General features: G+C 72.2%; 16 protein-coding genes. 4 read left to right on the top strand and 12 right to left on the bottom strand.

Translation table 11 applies throughout. From position 1 onward, the window contains the following. Positions 1-116: 116 nt before the first annotated feature. The 9 genes from ABKW26_RS03690 to ABKW26_RS03650 form a co-directional block, all read right to left on the bottom strand. Entirely contained in the window at positions 117-1,364 is a 1,248-nt protein-coding gene (locus ABKW26_RS03690; protein WP_348591083.1) for an ABC transporter permease, read from the bottom strand. Next, on the bottom strand, positions 1,361-2,257 hold the full coding sequence (locus ABKW26_RS03685; RefSeq protein WP_348591082.1) for an ATP-binding cassette domain-containing protein: 897 nt from the start codon (positions 2,255-2,257) through the stop codon (positions 1,361-1,363). Before ABKW26_RS03685 ends, ABKW26_RS03690 begins: the two co-directional genes overlap by 4 nt. A gap of 166 nt (positions 2,258-2,423) precedes the next feature. Further along, on the bottom strand, positions 2,424-3,230 hold the full coding sequence (locus ABKW26_RS03680; RefSeq protein ID WP_348591081.1) for a response regulator transcription factor: 807 nt from the start codon (positions 3,228-3,230) through the stop codon (positions 2,424-2,426). Continuing rightward, positions 3,227-4,675 carry a histidine kinase gene (locus tag ABKW26_RS03675; RefSeq protein WP_348591080.1) on the bottom strand — a complete coding sequence of 483 codons (1,449 nt, stop codon included), beginning with the start codon at positions 4,673-4,675 and terminating at the stop codon, positions 3,227-3,229. Before ABKW26_RS03675 ends, ABKW26_RS03680 begins: the two co-directional genes overlap by 4 nt. Before the next feature lie 25 nt (positions 4,676-4,700). Beyond that, entirely contained in the window at positions 4,701-5,477 is a 777-nt protein-coding gene (locus tag ABKW26_RS03670; RefSeq protein WP_348591079.1) for a glycosyltransferase family A protein, read from the bottom strand. Then, the gene (locus ABKW26_RS03665) at positions 5,474-6,091 is read right to left on the bottom strand and encodes a hypothetical protein (protein ID WP_348591078.1); all 618 of its coding nucleotides are present in this window, start codon (positions 6,089-6,091) and stop codon (positions 5,474-5,476) included. The genes ABKW26_RS03670 and ABKW26_RS03665 overlap by 4 nt, the downstream gene beginning before the upstream one ends. Before the next feature lie 85 nt (positions 6,092-6,176). After that, positions 6,177-6,719: a PH domain-containing protein gene (locus ABKW26_RS03660; protein ID WP_348591077.1), complete on the bottom strand. Its 543-nt coding sequence runs from the start codon at positions 6,717-6,719 to the stop codon at positions 6,177-6,179. A 16-nt stretch (positions 6,720-6,735) separates the two neighbouring features. Continuing rightward, on the bottom strand, positions 6,736-7,668 hold the full coding sequence (locus ABKW26_RS03655; protein WP_348591076.1) for an NAD(P)-dependent oxidoreductase: 933 nt from the start codon (positions 7,666-7,668) through the stop codon (positions 6,736-6,738). Further along, positions 7,665-8,555, bottom strand: coding sequence for an AfsA-related hotdog domain-containing protein (locus tag ABKW26_RS03650; RefSeq protein ID WP_348591075.1), 891 nt, complete (start codon positions 8,553-8,555; stop codon positions 7,665-7,667). Before ABKW26_RS03650 ends, ABKW26_RS03655 begins: the two co-directional genes overlap by 4 nt. Positions 8,556-8,670: 115 nt before the next feature. Here ABKW26_RS03650 and ABKW26_RS03645 point away from each other — a divergent pair, with 115 nt between their 5' ends. Continuing rightward, the gene (locus ABKW26_RS03645; protein WP_348591074.1) at positions 8,671-9,255 is read left to right on the top strand and encodes a ScbR family autoregulator-binding transcription factor; all 585 of its coding nucleotides are present in this window, start codon (positions 8,671-8,673) and stop codon (positions 9,253-9,255) included. Between the two features lie 19 nt (positions 9,256-9,274). On the opposite strand, the gene ABKW26_RS03640 is transcribed toward ABKW26_RS03645, so the two are convergent. Together ABKW26_RS03640 and ABKW26_RS03635 are read right to left on the bottom strand one after the other, a co-directional pair. Then, on the bottom strand, positions 9,275-9,877 hold the full coding sequence (locus tag ABKW26_RS03640; protein ID WP_348591073.1) for a DNA-3-methyladenine glycosylase I: 603 nt from the start codon (positions 9,875-9,877) through the stop codon (positions 9,275-9,277). A gap of 170 nt (positions 9,878-10,047) precedes the next feature. Then, a complete protein-coding gene (locus tag ABKW26_RS03635) occupies positions 10,048-11,973 on the bottom strand; it encodes a hypothetical protein (protein ID WP_348591072.1) in 1,926 nt (641 codons plus the stop codon). Positions 11,974-12,321: 348 nt separating this feature from the next. Here ABKW26_RS03635 and ABKW26_RS03630 point away from each other — a divergent pair, with 348 nt between their 5' ends. Further along, a complete protein-coding gene (locus ABKW26_RS03630; RefSeq protein WP_348591071.1) occupies positions 12,322-13,545 on the top strand; it encodes an N-acetylglucosamine-6-phosphate deacetylase in 1,224 nt (407 codons plus the stop codon). 27 nt (positions 13,546-13,572) lie between these two features. On the opposite strand, the gene ABKW26_RS03625 is transcribed toward ABKW26_RS03630, so the two are convergent. Then, positions 13,573-15,036 (bottom strand): family 20 glycosylhydrolase, encoded by a 1,464-nt coding sequence (locus ABKW26_RS03625; protein WP_348591070.1) that lies wholly within the window; start codon positions 15,034-15,036, stop codon positions 13,573-13,575. Positions 15,037-15,205: 169 nt separating this feature from the next. On the opposite strand from ABKW26_RS03625, the gene ABKW26_RS03620 reads away from it, so the two are divergent. Both ABKW26_RS03620 and ABKW26_RS03615 read left to right on the top strand, forming a co-directional pair. After that, positions 15,206-16,354, top strand: coding sequence for an ROK family transcriptional regulator (locus ABKW26_RS03620; protein ID WP_348591069.1), 1,149 nt, complete (start codon positions 15,206-15,208; stop codon positions 16,352-16,354). Between the two features lie 93 nt (positions 16,355-16,447). Next, entirely contained in the window at positions 16,448-17,707 is a 1,260-nt protein-coding gene (locus ABKW26_RS03615) for an extracellular solute-binding protein (protein WP_348591068.1), read from the top strand. The last annotated feature ends 1 nt before the right edge of the window (position 17,708 follow it).

The following is a 17,708-nucleotide window of genomic DNA, read 5'->3' as shown; positions in this document are numbered from 1 at the left end:
CCCCCCCCCCCCCCCCCCCCCCCCCCCCCCCCCCCCCCCCCCCCCCCCCCCCCCCCCCCCCCCCCCCCACGGGTGCAGCTGCCGTTCGGGGTACGGCTGTGGCACTGGCCGTCGGGTCAGATCTCGACCTTGAGCGCCTGGCGCCACTTGAGCGCGGTGCCCCCTTGCATGACGGCCCGCTGGTAGACCCGCTCGCCGAGGCGCAGCAGTGCGTAGGCCGCGACGATGCTCAGGCCGAGGGACGCGAGCGGCTCCCACAGCGGGACGTCGCCGTCGAGCATCCGGATCGGCATCGCGATCGAGGAGATCACCGGGACGTAGCTCGCGACCGTGAGCCACACGCCGTCGGCGAAGAGACCGACGAAGAGCGCGACCATGATGACCGTCGTGATCGGCCCGGTGTTCGACTGCAGGTCCTCGCTACGGCTCGCGAGCGAACCGAGGACCGCCCACACCGCCGCCAGCGCCGTGAAGCCGACGACGAAGAACGCGATGAACCAGCCCGACGCCCCGAGCAGCCAGCCGAGGTCCGACGCGACCCCCGTGACGTTGACCGCGACGAGCGCCACGAGGGCGAAGAGCGCGATCTGCGCGAAGGCGAGCAGCGAGTTCCCGATGACCTTGCCGTAGAGGAGCTGGCGGATGGGGATGGCTGTCGCGAGGATCTCGACCACGCGGTTCTGCTTCTCCTCGAGGACCGAGTTGGCGATCGCCATGCCGAAGATGATCGCAGCCATGTAGAAGAGGAAGGCGAAGATGAAGCCGACCGCCGACTTGAGCCCCTCGTTCTCCTCGTTGCCCTCGAGCAGCTCGGTCGTCACGACCGAGCCCGCGGTGAGCTCCTCGACCGTCGTCCCGGCCGCGGCCGCGTTCTCGGCGAGCACCTCCGCGGAGACGCTCTCGGACACGGTGGCCGACAAGGCGGCGTCCACGCCGTCCATCCCGACGAGGGTCCAGCCGTCGTCGCCGACGACGAGCGCCGCGTCGACCTCCCCGTCACGCACCGCCTGTCGAGCGGCCGCCTCGTCGGCGGCGTCCTCCGCGGTGATGGTGTCCCCGGAGTCGTCGGCCTCGAGCGTCGCCGCGCCGGTCTCGACGATCGAGCGAGCCTCGCCGGAGGTCACCGCGACCGTGAAGTCGGACGTGCGGCTGCCGAGGAACGCCGACACCGCGACGCTCGCGATGATGAGGACGAGCGTCAGAGCCGTCGAGAGGAGGAAGTTGCGGTCCGTGAGCTTCACGGTGATCTCGCGGACCGTGACCACGAGCCACGGGTTCTTCACCGCAGGCATGTCGTCCTCAGGTGCTGTGACGGGCCCGACCGGCGCCGCCGGTCCGGTCGTCTGCTTCGTCGTGGTGCTCATCGCGTGACCTCCCGGTAGATGTCCGACAACGACGGGACGAGGGGCGTGAACTCGCTCAGCCCCCGGCCGACCGCCTCCTGCAGGACGCGCGCCTGCGCGCCCTCGTCGTCGAGCTCGAGGACGGCGCGAGGTCCGTCCACGTCGACGACACGCACGCCCGCCACCCCGCGCAGCCAGCCTGCGTCGGGAGCCGTCGTGATGCTGTACTGCCGTGGGCCGCGCGAACGCAGCGACGCGCTCGTGCCGGACGCCATGACCTTGCCGTCGGACAGCACGACGAGCGAGTCGCACAACCGGTCGACGAGGTCGAGCTGGTGGCTCGAGAAGAGGACAGGGACGCCCTCGCGCAGACGGTCACGGAGGAGGTCGACCATCGAGTCGACCGCCACCGGGTCGAGGCCGGAGAACGGCTCGTCGAGGATGAGCGCCGTCGGGCGGTGCAGCAGGGACGCGGTGATCTGCACACGCTGCTGGTTCCCGAGGGACAGCGACTCGAGCTTGTCCTTGAGCCGCGCTCCGAGACCGAAGCGCTCGAGCATGCGCGTCGCCTCCGACGCCGCGTCCTTGCGCGTCATGCCGCGCAGCTGGCCGAGGTACGTCAGCTGGTCGAGGATGCCCTGCTTGGGGTAGAGGCCGCGCTCCTCGGGCATGTATCCGAAGCGGGTCCGGTCCTTGAGCGCGATGGGCCGTCCGCCCCACAGGACCTCGCCGCCGTGGACCGTGAGGACGCCCATGATCATGCGCATCGTCGTCGTCTTGCCGGCACCGTTGGCGCCGACGAATCCCGTCATGCGGCCCGGCTCCACGGTGAACGAGACGTCGTCCACCGCAGTCTTCTCACCGAACCGACGAGTCAGGTTCCTCACCTCGAGCGAGGGTGCGTTCTGGTTCATGACCATCCCTTCCTTCTGTCACGACCAGCCTAGGGAGGCGACGTCGCGCGCACCTCCCCCATCAGGTGGAACGTCGAGCGGCGGGCAGCCCCGGCGCGTTCCGCCGAACGGTCACAGCTCCTCCGGAAGGGGGAGGCCACCCGGCCGACCGGGCGCGAGCCGCGACTCAGGGTTCGCGCTGGAGACCGTGGCGGTACGCGAAGATGACGGCCTGCACCCGGTCCCGGGAGTCCGTCTTGGCGAGGATGTTCGACACGTACGTCTTGACGGTCGACTCCCCGAGGAACATCCGGCCGGCGATCTCCGCGTTGGAGAGGCCGTCGGCGAGCAGCTCGAGCACCTCGACCTCGCGCGGGGTGAGCATCGACGCCCCCGCCCCGCCCTTCCCGGGGCCGACGGCCCGCGCCGCCGTGCCCGCCGCCGCATCCGCCGGTGCGCTCGCCGCCGGTCGGCTGAGGTCGTGACCGGGCAGCGGCGCCGGCGCTGCACCGCTCGGCCGCGGCGTCTGCGCGAGCCGCGAGATGACCTTGAGCGTCGCCTCCGGAGCGAGGAGGGCATGCCCTTCCGCGACGGCGTGCACGGCCTCGACGAGGTCGTCCGGGTCGGCGTTCTTCAGCAGGAACCCGCTCGCCCCGGCCGCGAGAGCGTCGAACAGGTAGTCGTCGCGGTCGAACGTCGTGAGGATGATGACCTTCGCGAGGCCGCCGGCGACGATCTCGTGCGTCGCGGCGATCCCGTCCATCACCGGCATCTGCACGTCCATGAGCACCACGTCGGCAGGATGCTCCGCCAGCGCGACGAGGGCCTCCCGACCGTTCGCGGCCTGCCCGACGACCTGGATGTCCTCCTCGACCGAGAGGACCATCGCGAAGCCCGAACGCACGAGGGCGTGGTCGTCGACGAGCAGGACACGGATCGGGGACTGCGCGCTCGGGGCGTCGTGCGCCGGACCGTGCACAGCAGGGTCGCTCATGAGGGGTGCCTCTCGTGGGTGGTCGTGAAGGGCAGGCGGACACGCACGCGCCAGCCCGACCCGGCTCGGCGAGGACCGATCTCCGCCTCGCCGCGGTGGAGCTGGACGCGCTCGTGGATGCCACGGAGCCCGTAGCCGGAGCCTGCGGTACCGGTCCGGGGCTGACCGTCGTCGACGACCTCGATCTCGACCCACCGGTGCACCTGGCTCGCGCTCGCGGTCTCGGGATCGGTCGGGCGCGTGCCGGCAGCCCCGGCGCCGGTCCGGACGCTCACCTGGACGTGGCGCGCGGTCGAGTGCCGCGCGACGTTGGACAGCGACTCCTGGACGGTGCGGTAGAGCGAGAGCGAGACCGGCTCGGGGACGTCCGCGAGGGTCCCGGTCTCCTCGACCACGGTGACGACCACGTCGAGGCCGGCCCCACGATGGACGGTGGCGAGCTCGTCGAGGTTCGCGAGGCCGGGCTCGGGTGCGCGGTGCGGCCCGGAGTGGCGGTCGGTGTCCGTCTCGCTGCGGAGCACCCCGAGCAGGGACCGCATGTCACCGACGGCCTGGCGGCTCGACGCCTCGATGGTGCGCAGCGCCTCCGACGCGGCGTCCGGGTCGCGGGTGAGCACGGTGCGCGCAGCCCCGGCCTGCACCCCGATGACGGAGACGTGGTGAGCGACGACATCGTGCAGCTCGCGGGCGATGCGCAGGCGCTCGTCGACGACCGCGCGCCGGGCCAGCTCGTCCGCCTGGTCCCGGATGTGGTCCGTCTGCTGGCCGAGCCGTTCGCGCTGGAGCGCGCTGCGCCACGAGGCGCGGCCCGCGGCGATCGCACCACCAAAGTACGCGAGGTTGAGGAGCGCGGTGTAGACGACCGCGGCCGTGAGCGGCGCGACGGGTCCGGCGAGGTCGTGCTCGTCCGCGCGCAGCAGCTCGCTGTACGCCGAGGCGAGCGTGAACGTGAAGACGATCCAGAGGGTCATCGTCAGGAGGACGAGCGCCATCGCGATCCACAGCATGCGGCGGTCGGGTGCCCACGCGACGGCGGCGTACAGGGCGGCGAAGTAGGCGACCTGGAAGGAGAGCTCGTAGCCGGCCGACGGTGCCGCGTAGCTGAGGACGAGGAACAGGATGCTGGAGACGAGCAGAACCGCGAGGGGGAAGCGGCGCCGTACGGCGAGCGGGGCGATCATCACGCCGACGGCCGCGTACGCGTGCCACGTGCTCTCGCCGTCCGGGGCTTCGCTCATGCTCTTCGACATCACCAGCGCGACGGCCGCGACGGCGGCGAGGCCCAGTGCCCCGTAGATGTCGTGGCGCTGTTGCACCGGGGTGGCGCGCGGTCGTTCCCAGAGAGGCTCGACGGGGTCGTTGAGCCAGAAGTTGAGGCGTTCCGAGACCGCCCCGCGGTGTGCGGGGGCAGGTGCGGCGTCGGGCGCGGCGTCGTTCTCAGGCATGGCAGGCAGGCTACGTCACGTCGGGTCAGGGACTGGTCGGCGCAGGCTCGGTGGGCGTCGGTGCCGGACCGACGGGGCGCTGGGCGAACCGGGCGCGCCAGCGGTCCCACGGTGGACTGACCCGCCAGTTGACCGCGAGCGTGTGGAACGCCCAGGTGAAGCGTCTGCGGAACGCGGCGGGGCTCTCGAAGGTCCGACCCGCGACGCCGACGACGAGCCTGCGGTCGTACCGCACGCGCATCGACGGGTCGAGCTGGAAGCTCAGGTCGATGTCGTCGTGCACCAGGGGGTCCGTGCGGTGGACGCGACCGCCCACCGCCTCCCAGGCGGTCCGGCGGATCGCCATGTTCGACCCCCAGAGCGGCACGCGGGCGAGCGCTGCGTGGATGCCCCAGTAGTACCCGCGCATGTAGAACACCCGCGCGAACCAGCCCTGGACGCGCGGCAGGTCGTAGAAGTGCCCGGGTCCGGTGACGGCCGTCAGCGACGGGTCCTCGGTGAACGCGCGGTGGACGCGCTCGAGCCAGTCGACGGGTGCACGGGTGTCGGCGTCGCAGCGGACGATGACGTCGCCGGTCGCCGCGTCATACCCGCGTGCCGCCGCGGACGGGATGCCGCGGACGGGCTCGTGCACCACCCGGGCGCCGTGCCGCGTCGCGACGGCGACGCTCTCGTCGCTCGAGCCATTGTCCACGACGACGATCTCGGCGGGGGCGAGCGTCTGGCGGGCGAGGTGCTGCAGGCACTCCTCGAGGTGTGCGGCGTCGTCGAGCACGGGGACGACGACCGACAAGCGGGTCATGCGGTGTCCCGGCTCATCGACCGGTGCGCCGTCCGGTTGCTCCGACGGGTCGCGACGAGCGCGAGCGTGATCCCCCCGACGAGCGACCCGGCCCCACCCGAGACGAGGTCTCCGAGCGTGTCGTCATATCCCACGTTGATCCCGTCGTCGAAGTAGGTGTGGCCGGCCCACTCGCCGAGCTCCCAGAGCACGCCGAGCAGCACGCCGAGTGCTGTGGTGACGACGACGACACCGGTGCGGTGGCGGTCGAGGGTGGCGGCAGCCGGGTCGGGGACGGCCCGGAGCCGGGCGAGCAGGAGGTACGCCGTGACGGCGAGGAGGCCGTTGGCCACGAGGTGGACGACGAGGTCGAGCGGGCCGACGGCCTCGAAGACGTCGAACACGGCGAACCAGCCACCGGCGAGGAGCGTGACGCCGAGCGAGAGGTCGAGGGGCGCGGGGACAGCGATCACGCGCGGCACGAGCAGGCCGAGCAGCACGAGGAGGAAGAGAGCCACCTCGACCGGGCCGAACCAGACGACAGAGACGAGGATGCTCAGCGCCCCGAGCACGCGCACCGAGTCGGCGAGGACGAGCGCGGCACGCGGCAGAGCCGTCTCCGCGTCTCGTCTCATGCGGTCACCCTAGTGGAGGGGCGCCCGACGGGCCTGTTCTGCGCAGCGCGTTGACAGCCGTCGCGCGGACGAGCGACGGTGCTGCTCAGCGACCCGTCTGGCGACGAGGCTCGCTGGGCGGGAACTCGCCGTCGTCGGAGCCGTCGTCCGCGGCGTGGAGCAGCTCGGAGAGCTGGAGCTGGACGGCCTCGATCCGCGGGATGTCGTGCAGGACGACACCGGGCTTGTCGGTCGCGTCCGAGATGACGAGCGTGCCGCACCCGAGGAGGCGGTCGAGCAGCCCCTTCTCGTAGGCGACGTCGTTGATCCGGTACAGCGGGATGTCTCGGCCGATGCGCGTGACGATGCCGCTGCGCGTGATGAGGCGACGGTTCGTGATCGTGTACCGGGACGTGGTCCAGCGCAGGAACGGGACGAACGCCCACACGAGCACGGCGACGACGGCGACCACCACGACGACGAGCTGCAGCCAGCGCTGCGCGGAGCTCTCGGGGACGAGGAGGTACGCGGCTCCGACCGCCGCGACCGCGATGAGGAGGACGAGGAGAGGGAGGAGGAGGGCCTTGACGTGGGTGCGCAGGTCGAGGACGACGTGCTCGCCCTCGCCGAGAGTCATGGAGTTCCGCATGGGGTGCATCCTCCCATCAGGACAGGACGCGGCGATACCAGGCGACGTGGGTGTCTGTCAGGGAGAACGCCGAGGTGGGCGGGTTGCCGGCGAGGCGCCACGCGGGCTCCGTGTCGTACCAGTGGTCGAGCGTGACGAGCGCGAGCTGGTGCGCGCTCGCGGCCGCGGGGACGAGCGCTGCCCGCGCCTGCTCCACGGTGACGGTCCGGGAGGGCACGGGGAACCCGAGCGAGGCCGCCACGGCCTCGTGGACCTGCGCGACGGTGACGGGCTCGGGGGCGGCGGCGTGCAGGACGGAGCCGGGTGCGACGTCCGGGTGCAGCGCGACAGCGGCCACGAGACGGCCGAGGTCGTCGGCCGAGATCACCGAGATCCGGGCTCGTCCGGAGTCGATCGTCGCGCCGAGACCGGCGGTGAGCTTCGCGAGCGCGGGCACGAACCAGCGGTCGCCCGCGCCGTACACGAGGTTGGGGCGCAGGACCGAGCCACCGGTGTCCCGCACGAGACCTTCCGCGGTGTGCCGGTGCGTGCTCGCGACCGACTCGGGGCGGGGTGGTACGTCGCCGACCCGGACGCCCCGGTGCGGCCCGGTCCCGTAGACGGATGTCGTCGAGACGTAGACGATGCGGCTGACCCCCGCGGCGCCGGCCGCCGCGACGAGGTTCGCCGTGCCGTCGACGTTGGTCGCCTCGCTCAGGGCCGCGTCCTTGCCGACGTAGGACGCGGCGTGCACGACGACGTCGGCTCCGACGAACGCGTCGGCGAGCGACGCCGGGTCGAGGAGGTCGGCGGCGACCGAGGCGACCGCGCTCGAGGATCCCGGGCTCGACGCGCCGGCGCCCGGGGTGCGTGACGCCGCGGTGACGCTGACGCCCGAGCGTCCCGCGAGGGCCTGGACGGCGTGCGAGCCGATGAAGCCGCTCGCGCCGACCACGACGACCCGGGTCACAGGACGGCCCCCTGCGCGACGGGGGCGGGGTCGCCCACGTCGACGAGCGGGATGGTGTCCGCGCCCACGAGGGCGGCGGACTCGATGCCGGTCACGTGGCCCTCGGCGATGTCTCGTCCGTTCTGCGTGAAGACGACGTGGAGCGTCGTGTCCTGCTCGGTGCGCTCGGCGCGGATGCCGACGGGTGGGTCGAACTCGGGGAACGAGTCGCAGGTGATCTCGACGGACCGGGCCGTGAGGTGGGGGAGCGCGAGGTCGAACAGGTGCGTCATCGAGTGGAGCAGGAGCATCCCGGGCACGTGGTCGACGGGGTGGTCGAAGAAGAAGGGGTTCCCGTGGTTGTAGCCGACGACACCTTCGTGGCCGTCGGTGGTCTCGCGCAGGTCGCGCACGGGGGCCGGGTCGTACCGTCGCGTGACGTCGTAGGGGGCCGGGGCCCCACGACGCAGAGCCCGGTAGTGGACGGGCGAGATGCACCGCAGCTCACCGGTCCCGACGGCGACCTTCTCGTCGCCGACGTAGAACTCGAGGCTGGCTGCCAGGCCGCTGACGACCCCCTTGCGGAGTGTCTCCCGGGTGACGACGAGGTGGGTGGTGAGCTCGAGCGGTGCGAACTCGGGGAAGGCGACGCGGGCGCCGGGGAGCCACGCGAACGTCGTCTTCTGGAGCGTGAACGCCCAGTCGAGAGGGATCTCGTAGCCGGAGTGGGCCATGTAGAGACCCATCTGGCGCAGGGCCTCGATGCACAGAGTGAGGGGGACCTCGGTGGCGCGGGGCGGGACGAGGACGTGGCCGCGGGAGAGCTGGACGTCGAAGATCCACTCGTGACGGGAGAGCTGGTGCGCTCCGGTGAGGAAAACTTCTGCTGCGGCGCGTCGGTGGACCATTGACCGGTCGACCGGTTGGTCAAATGTAGGCTTGTGCGTGTCGCGCCAGGAAGTGGCCTCGTGGGTCATACCGTGATAATACCGAGCGGTGAGCGGCACCTGAGAATGGAGAGTCATGTCACGTCGAAGCGATCAGCGGGCAGCGACCCGCGCAGGCATCCTCCAGGTGGCCGCCGAGGAGTTCGAGGCCCACGGCTACGTCGGTGCCTCCCTGTCCGACATCGCCGAGCGGCTCGGCCTGACCAAGGGCGCGCTCTACTTCCACTACCCGTCGAAGGGTGATATCGCCCGCGCGATCGTGTCCGACTACTTCAACTCGTGGGAGCCGCTGGTCAAGGCTGCCGAGGAGCGCGGGAACGGTCCTCTGGAGGCGATCCGCTGGCTGACCGGCCAGGTTGCGGTCGCGTACCGCGACGACATCCACATCCGGGCGGCGGTCCGACTGGTCCGCGACCGTGCCTCGATCGACGTCGAGCTGCCCACACCGTTCGTCGACTGGATCAAGACCTCGCGCTACTTCCTCGAGAAGGCGGCAGCTCTCGGTGAGATCCGCAGCGACCTCGACCTGGACCGCGTGACCCTCATCGCCGTGGCGGCGTGGTTCGGTGTGCAGCAGGTGTCGCAGGACCTGGACGCCCGCGACAGCCTCGAGGAGTTCACCGACAGCCTCTGGGACCTGCTCCTCAACGGGATGGCATAACACTGCCGCGTTCGACGTCTCAGGACGTCGGTCGCCGTGCCACGAGGCACCCGGCGAGGTGGTCGTCGACCAGCCCGCACGCCTGCATCGTGGCGTACGCGGTGATGGGTCCGACGAACGTGAAACCGTTCGCCTTGAGGTCCTTCGCGAGCGCGACCGACCCAGGGGTCGACGCCGGGACGTCCATCCACATGGCGTGACGCTCGGGAGCCGACCCGGCGGGGGCGTGGGACCACACGAGGTCGTCCAGCGTGCGACCCTGCGCGTGCAGCCCGACGACGGCTCGTGCGTTCGTCACGACCGCCCGGACCTTGGCCCGGTTGCGGATGATCGACGCGTCGAGCAGGAGACGCTCGACGTCCTCGTCCGTGAACCGGGCGACCGCCTCGGGGTCGAAGCCCGCGAAGGCCGTGCGGAACGCCGGGCGCTTGCGCAGGACGGTGAGCCACGACAGCCCGGACTGGAAGCCCTCGAGCGCGAGTCGTTCGAGGAGCTCGGCCTCCCCGTGGACGGGGACGCCCCACTCGGTGTCGTGGTAGGCCGCGTAGAGCTCGTCACCGTCGCCGAAGCAGCGGAGGCCGACCGCCGTGACCTCGTCTGTCGTCGTGCTCGTCTCGCTCATCGTGGGTCCCTCGGTGCGTGGCGTCGTGCATCTCTCATGGTCCAACCATGCTCTCTCGGGCTGACAGTGCCGCACGCACGGAGCGGCCTGTGGAGCGCAGGTGCTCTCCACAGGCCGCTCCGTCGGCTCCTTCGTGAGCAGGTCGCGGATCGGCCGGGAAGCCGCTCGGCTCAGGCGACCGGTCGGCGCCGCAGTGCGAGGCCCACAGCGACGACTCCCGCGAGCAGCCCCAGGACGGCGAGCACGGACCCCGCGATCGCGAGCGTCACGGTCGGTCCCTCCTCGACGTCCGTCTTGAGCGTGAGGTTGCCGTCGGCGACCTTCGTGGTCCCGTCGCTCAGGCTCTGCGCGCCGGTCGCCAGCGTCGTCGTGCCGTCCGAGAGGGTCGTCATGCCGTCGGACAGCGTGGTCGAACCCTCCTCGAGCGTGGCGGCACCCGTCGACAAGGACGTCGCCCCCGTCGAGAGGTCGCTCGCGCCGGTCGCGAGCGACGTCGCGCCGGTGCTCAGCCGCGACGCGCCGTCGGCGAGGTCGCCCGTGCCGGTCGCGAGGGTGCTCGCGCCGTCCGCGAGGGTCGAGGTGCCGGTCGCGAGCCTGCTCGCGCCGGAGGCGAGGGTGCTGCTGCCCGACGCGAGAGCCGAGGCTCCGGTCGCGATCTGGCTCGTCCCCGTCTTCAGCGAGCTCGCTCCGGTGGCGAGAGTCGTGGTGCCCGCCTTGAGGGTGCCGATCCCGGCCATGAACTGCGCCGTCCCGTCTCGCAGGGCCGGAGCCTTGAGCAGGAGGTTCGCGGTGCCGGCCTGGAGGGTCGCGGCTCCGGCCCTCAGGCGAGCGGTACCGACCGCGAGGGACTGCTGCGTCGGTGTCTCCTCGAAAGCAGGGTTGAGCGTGACGTTCGCGAGGTTCCCGGCCCCGGCAGCGATCTGTCCGACCTGGCCGGAGATGCCCGTGAGCCTGCCCGTGACGCTGGATGCGGCGGACAGCGGGTCGCCCGCAGCCCCGACCGCCGTCGTCTCGAGGCCCGTGGCCGTCTGGGAGAGCGTCCCTGCGGTGGCGGAGAGCGTCGTCGTGGTGTCGCTCACGGTCGTGATCTTCGTGTCGACCGCGGCGAGGTCGTCGAGGAGGGCCTGGACGTCGGCGGCCGTCGCGGTCTCTGCGACGACCTTGTCGCGGAGCGTCGCGAGGTCGGTGGCCATCGCGTCGAGGTCCGTGCTCACGCCGGTCGTGCCCGTGAGGCCGGTCGCGACGTCGGTGAGGTCGTCCTCGAGGCCGTCGAGGTCGTCGCTGAGGCCGCCGGCAGCGGTACCGATGCCGGTGGTGAGCGTCGTGACCGAGGGGGCGCTCGTGCTGTGGAGCGCGCCCGAGAGAGCCGTGAGGTTGGTGCTCATGCCCTGGACGCCTGCGCGCAGGTCGACGATCGTGTCGTCGACGGCTGCCGTGCCGTCACGCAGGAGGATCGCTCCTGCGTCGAGGCTCGCGGCGCCGTCGGCGATGGCGGTCGTACCGTCGGTGAGGGCGACGCCCTTGGTGGCGAGGTCGGTGGCACCCGTCTGGACCTTCGTGGCGCCCGTCGCGACGTCGGACGCGCCGGTGGACGCCGTGCCCGCGCCCGCCGCGAGCGTGCCGGCACCGGTGGACACGGACGTCGCTCCGGTCGAGAGGGACGCAGCGCCGGTCGCGGCGTCCGAGGCGCCTGCGGCGACCTTGTCGGCACCGGCGTCGACGTCCGACGCCCCGGTGGCGAGGGCGCCCGCGCCGGTCTCGAGCGCGGTGACGCCGGTGGAGAGGAGGGCTGCGCCGTCGGACACCTGGGTCGCGCCGTCGGAGAGGTCGGAGGCACCGTCCTCGAGGGTGTCTGCACCCGTCGCGAGCTCGCTCGCACCGTTCTTCGCCGAGGTCGTGCCGGTGGCGAGCTCTCCTGCCCCCGCGGAGACGAGCGCGGAGCCGTCGGTCAGCCGGACGGCTGCGTCGTGGACCTTGCCGTTGAAGATCAGGAGGTAGACGACAAGACCGGTGGCGGCCAGCGCGAGGACGACCAGCGCAATCCCGGTCGCCAGCGGGAGCCGGGTGGTGCTGCTGGGCGCGACGTGTGTACTCATGGGTGTCCTGTCTCGCGCGCGACGGAATCGTCCGGTGGGCGCGGGGAAGAGCCGCGCGAGTGCGCGGGAGAGACGTGTATTCGTGAGGGACGGGGTTTTCCGCTCACGCTGCAGCTGTCTGGGTTGCGGGCGTCTCCCGAGGTCACGTCGACATTGACGTGACCTCGGGAGGGACAGGGGTTCTGAAGAATGCCGTCGTTGGCATGCTCCACATAAGTGAGACTTGAAGTACTGGGTAATCCAACAATGAGCCTATCAATGCCCTGGGGAATTGTGAAGACCACTCGTCAGAAAAGCCGAAAGGCATTGTGGGCGCCACCACCGCTGCGAATCGCTACCCTGTTCGACATGTCACCTCGCGGCTCGATCCTCCTGCACGGCGGCGCCCTCTCCACGGGCATCCCCTCGACCTCACCGGCAGTCGGCGGCGGCACCGGTGCCGGCACCGACCGCCCTCGGCGCGACGGCTGGGTCGCGGTCGTCGACGGCACCGTCGCCGCGCTCGGTGACGGCCCCGTCCCCGAGCAGTGGGCCCACCTCCCGCACCGGGACGTCGCCGGGCAGCGGATCGTCCCCGGGTTCGTCGACATCCACTGCCACGGCGGAGCCGGAGCGACCTTCGGTACCGCGTCCGGGGCGAGCAGCACCCCGGGCGACGACGCCCTGCTCGCCCTCGCCCACCACCGCTCCCGCGGCACGACGACCACCGTCGCCAGCCTCGTCACCGCGTCGATCGACACCCTCGCCGGCTCGGTCGCAGCGCTCGCCGAGCTCGTCGAGCAGGGCGACCTCGCCGGCGTGCACCTCGAAGGACCGTGGCTCAGCCCGCTCCACCGCGGCGCCCACGACCCCACGCTGCTCCGCGAGCCCGTCGTCGCGGACGTCGACCGGCTGCTCACCGCTGCCGGCGGCATCGTCCGCGTCGTGACGATCGCGCCCGAGCTCCCCGGTGGGCTCGACGCCGTCCGCCGGATCGTCGGTCACGGCGCCGTCGCCGCGATCGGTCACACCGACGCCGACGAGCGCGACGCGCTCGCCGCCGTCGACGCCGGCTCGCGCCTCGCGACGCACCTGTTCAACGCCATGCCGCCCGTCCACCACCGCCGGCCCGGCCCGGTGCTCGCCCTCCTCGAGGACGAGCGCGTCGTCGTCGAGCTCGTCGCCGACGGCGTCCACCTCCACCCGCTGACGCTCGCGCACGCCGCCCGCTCCGCCGGACCCGGCCGCACGGCCCTCGTCACCGACGCCATGGCGGCCACCGGCATGCCCGACGGCCCCTACGTGCTCGGCGGCCTCGCCGTCGACGTGCTCGACGGCGTCGCCCGCCTGCGCGACGGCGGCGCCATCGCCGGCAGCACCCTCACGCTCGACGCCGCCCTGCGGCACGCGACCCTCGTCGCCGGCGTCCCGTTCGATGATGCGCTCGCGGCCGCGACCTCGGTGCCCGCCGGCGTCATCGGCCGCACCGACGTGGGGCGTCTCGCCGTCGGTGCGCGCGGGGACGTCGTGCTCCTCGACGACGCCCTCACGGTCAGCGCCGTCTACCGGGGCGGGGAGCTCGTCGGGGCGTGAGTCACGCCCGCCCGGCAGACGTGGCGGTCAGGCCCACCCGATGGACGGCTCGCGGTGGAAGACGAGCCCCTCGGCGTCCCACCAGCGACCGTGCCGCACGAGCGATCCGGTGAGCCGGTCGTAGTCGCGCGGTGAGCCCCAGGCCACCTCCGCGACGGCGGGCAGGCGAGGCAGGAGCATCGTCGTCACGTCGTCGAGGGTGCGCAGGGTCTCCGACCACAGGCAGACCTCGACGCCGACGACAGCCTCCGCCGGGACGCCGGGCAGCTCGGCGACCGGGTCCCACTCGTACGCGTCGTGGATGCTCACGGTGCCCGCCCACGTGAGGCCGAGGGGGAAGTCCTCGGTGTACTTCTGGTCGAGGTACGCGTGGTTCGCCGGGGACGCGACGAAGCGGACGTCCTGCGTGCGGGCCGCCTCGGCGAGGTGCGTCGTCTCGATCTCCCAGGTCCAGTACTGCAGCCGGGTGCCCGCCGGCAGGGTCGCACCGGTGGCCTCCTGCCACAGCGCGAGCTTCTTCCCGTGCCGGGCGACGACCTCGCCGAGGCGTTCCATGAAGACGAGGTAGTCGGCGCGCTCGAGCGTGAGGGTCTCGTCGCCGCCTAGGTGCAGGTAGTCGCCGAGGGTGTCGCGTGCGAGGCCGGCCACGACGTCCTCGATGAGCGACCACGACTCCGGGGACGTGAGGTGGACGGAGCTGAACCCCACCTCGATGCCGGCGTAGGGCTCGCGCGGCAGCCCGTCGGGGCTGACCTCCGGGTAGGCGACCTGGGCGGCGTGCGTGTGGCCGGGCAGGTCGATCTCGGGCACCACGACGACGTGGCGCTCGAGCGCGTACTCCTGCAGGTGCCGGTAGTCGTCGCGCGTGAAGAAGCCTCCGTCACCGCCGTCGGCGTCGTTCGCCGAGCCGAGCGCCGTGAGCAGGGGGCGGCCCTCGATCTCGAGCCGCCAGCCCTGGTCGTCGGACAGGTGGAGGTGGAGCTCGTTGAAGCGGTAGGCGGCGGCGAGGTCGATGACGCGCTCGACGCTCGCGACGGGGAAGAAGTGCCGGGCGACGTCGAGCATGACCCCGCGCACGGCGTACGCGGGGGCGTCGGCGCACGTGAAGGTGGGGACCGCGCCGTCGCGCACGGCCTGGTGGAGCGTCTGGACGGCCCGGTACGCGCCGGCCTCGCCGCCCGCGCGCAGCTCCCACGCCGCGGGGCCGACCGTGAGCTCGTAGCCCTCGTCCTCGAGCGCCGGGTCGAGGACGGCGGTCACGCTCGGGGTGCCGGCGGGATCGCGCGTCGCGTCGGTCCCGGAGGCGGTCCTCGTCGACGGCGCCGTCGCGGGCGCGAGCCCGGAGGCGATGCCGGCCGCGAGGCGCGATGCCCGGGGCGCCCAGGGCGCGAGCGCCCGGGCGAGCGCGTCGACGGTCTCGCGGGCGGGCGGCGGACCGGTCGGGTCGGTCACGGTGAGCCGGCGGGGGGCGGGGAGCAGGGGGAGGGTCATCGGTGCTCATTGTCGTCGTCGGGACGGGCGGCGCGGTCTCGTCGGGCACTCGCGAGGACGTCCTCGAAGCAGACCGTTGACACCGAGTATGTATGTACGCTGTACTTACTATATGGCACGCAAAACACCCAGCACAGACATGCGGAGGACCGCCCTGCGAGGCGGCCCCGTGGCATCGAAGATCCTCCCCTCCGACGCCCGTGTCCACCACCGTGCCCTCATCCTCCAGCACCTCTTCGACGGCGGACCCGTGAGCCGCGCCGACCTCGCCCGGCTCACCGCCCTCACCCGCGTCACCGTCTCCGACGTCGTCGCCGACCTCATCGAGGACGGGCTCGTCGTCGAGCTCGGCCTGCGCCCCGGCTCCCACGTGGGCAAGCCCGCCACCCTCGTCGGCGTCAACGCCTCCGGCGCCCACGTCGTCTGCCTCGACCTCTCCGGCGACAGCGTCCTGCGCGGGGCGCTCTACGACCTCGACGGGACCGTCGTCAAGACCTCCCAGATCACGCTCAGCGGCGACACCGGCGAAGCCGCCGTCTACAAGACGCTCACCCTCGCGAAGCGCCTCGTCAAGGCAGCGCCCGGACGCGTCCTCGGCGTCGGCGTCGGCACCCCCGGCGTCGTCAGCCTCGACGGAGTCGTGCGCCGCGCGCCCAACCTCGGGTGGACCGACCTCGGGCTGCGCGAGCGCCTCCAGGAAGAGCTCGGCTTCCCCACCTACGTCGCGAACGACGCAGACACCGCCGCGCTCGCCGAGGACACCTTCGGCAAAGGCTCCGGCTCCGGCCTCATCCTCGTCGAGATCAGCCACGGAGTCGGCGCCGGCATCCTCCTCGACGGCGCCCTCCTGCGCGGGCCCGACGGCACCGCCGGCGAGATCGGCCACGTCAACGTCATGGCCGCCGCCGCGCTCGCGGCCGCTGCGGCCGGCACCGAGCCGAGCACCGACGAGGGCCCGGAGTGCTCCTGCGGCCGTCGCGGCTGCCTCGAGGCGTTCCTCTCCGTCCCGCGCCTGCGCGCCCGGATCCGCGGGCTCGACGAGGCCGACGCCGACGCCGAGCTCGCCGTCGCCGGCCGACAGCTCGGCCGGATCCTCGCCCCCGTCACGCAGGCGCTCGGTCTGCGCGACGTGGTCCTGTCCGGTCCCGACGAGCTCCTCAGCGGGGCCTTCCTCGAGTCGGCCGAGGCCACGGTCGTCGCGCTCACGCGACCGTTCGGCGACGAGCACGTCCGCCTGCGGATGTCCGCGCTCGGTCACGACGGCGTCCTCGCAGGCGCCGCCGCACACGTCCTCGCCGGAGAGCTCGGGCTCTCCTGACGGGGCGCACACCCCAGACTGCCCCACCGCCCGTTCATCACTCAGCTGGTCCCCACCCCCGGCCCTCCCGGCCACCTCGAAAGGACAGGAACGATGAAGATGAAGCTCATCCCCATCGCAGTGTTCGGCACCGTCGCCGCACTGGCACTCGGTGCCTGCAGCAGTGACGGCTCGACCACAGGAACCGACGGCAACGACGCCGGCGGAGACACGGAGATCACCCTCTGGCTCGCCGGCGAGGACACGCCCGTCGAGCTCACCGACTGGCTCACGACCGAGTTCGAGGCCACCACGGACGCCACGCTCACCGTCGAGCGCGTCGACTGGGGCGAGCTCCTCCCGCGGCTCCAGACCTCGCTCGGCAACACCGACGAGACCCCGGACGTCGTCGAGATCGGCAACACCCAGGCACCCACGTTCGCCTCGGTCGGGGCCTTCACCGACCTCACCGGCGAGCTGGAGAACCTCGGCGGCGACGCCATCGGCCCGCAGGGCTTCGTCGAGGCCGGCACGGTCGACGACAAGGTCTACGCCGTCCCGTACTACTGGGGCTCGCGCTACGTCTTCTACCGCACCGACGTGCTCGAGGCGGCAGGCATCGCCGTGCCGACCACGCTCGACGAGTTCAACGCCGCCGCGGCCGCACTGACCACCGACACCCAGTCGGGCTTCTGGCTCCCCGGCCAGGACTGGCGCAACGGCATCAGCTGGATCTTCGCCAACGGCGGCGACATCGCCGTCCAGGAAGACGGCCAGTGGGTCGGCAAGCTTTCCAGCCCCGAGTCCATCGAAGGCCTCACACAGCTCAAGGCGATCTACGACGGCGCGTCGAAGGCCCCCAAGGACGGCGAGGACGCCGAACCGTGGACAGCCTTCAACAACGGTGACGCCGCCATGTTCATGGCACCGGGCTGGGCCCGCTGGAGCGTCGCCGAAGAGCTCACCGAGACCACCGGCGCGCTCGCGCTGCCCGGCGTCGACGGCGGGGCAGCACCGGTCTTCGCCGGCGGCTCGAACATCGCCATCTCCAAGGCGTCGCCCAACCAGGAGCTCTCGCTCGAGCTGCTCCAGCTCATCTACAGCGACGAGTACCAGACGATGCTCGCCGAGAACGGCCTCGGCCCGGCGAACTCCGCGTTCAACGACCTCATGGGCGGCGGCGAGCAGGACCAGTTCACGGTCGCTGCCCTCGCTGCCGCGGAGAACGCCAAGCTCACGCCGGCAGCCGCGAACTGGGCCGCCGTCGAGCAGTCCAAGGTCATGGAGGAGTTCTTCGCCAAGATCGCCCAGGGTGGCGACATCGCCACCGAGGCGGCAGCAGCGGACGCCGCTCTCGAAGAGGCGTTGAACTGAC

The organism is Sanguibacter sp. 25GB23B1 (assembly GCF_040012415.1).
In the GTDB taxonomy this organism is placed as follows: Bacteria; Actinomycetota; Actinomycetes; order Actinomycetales; family Cellulomonadaceae; genus Sanguibacter.
This window is presented reverse-complemented; position numbering and strand designations above follow the sequence as displayed.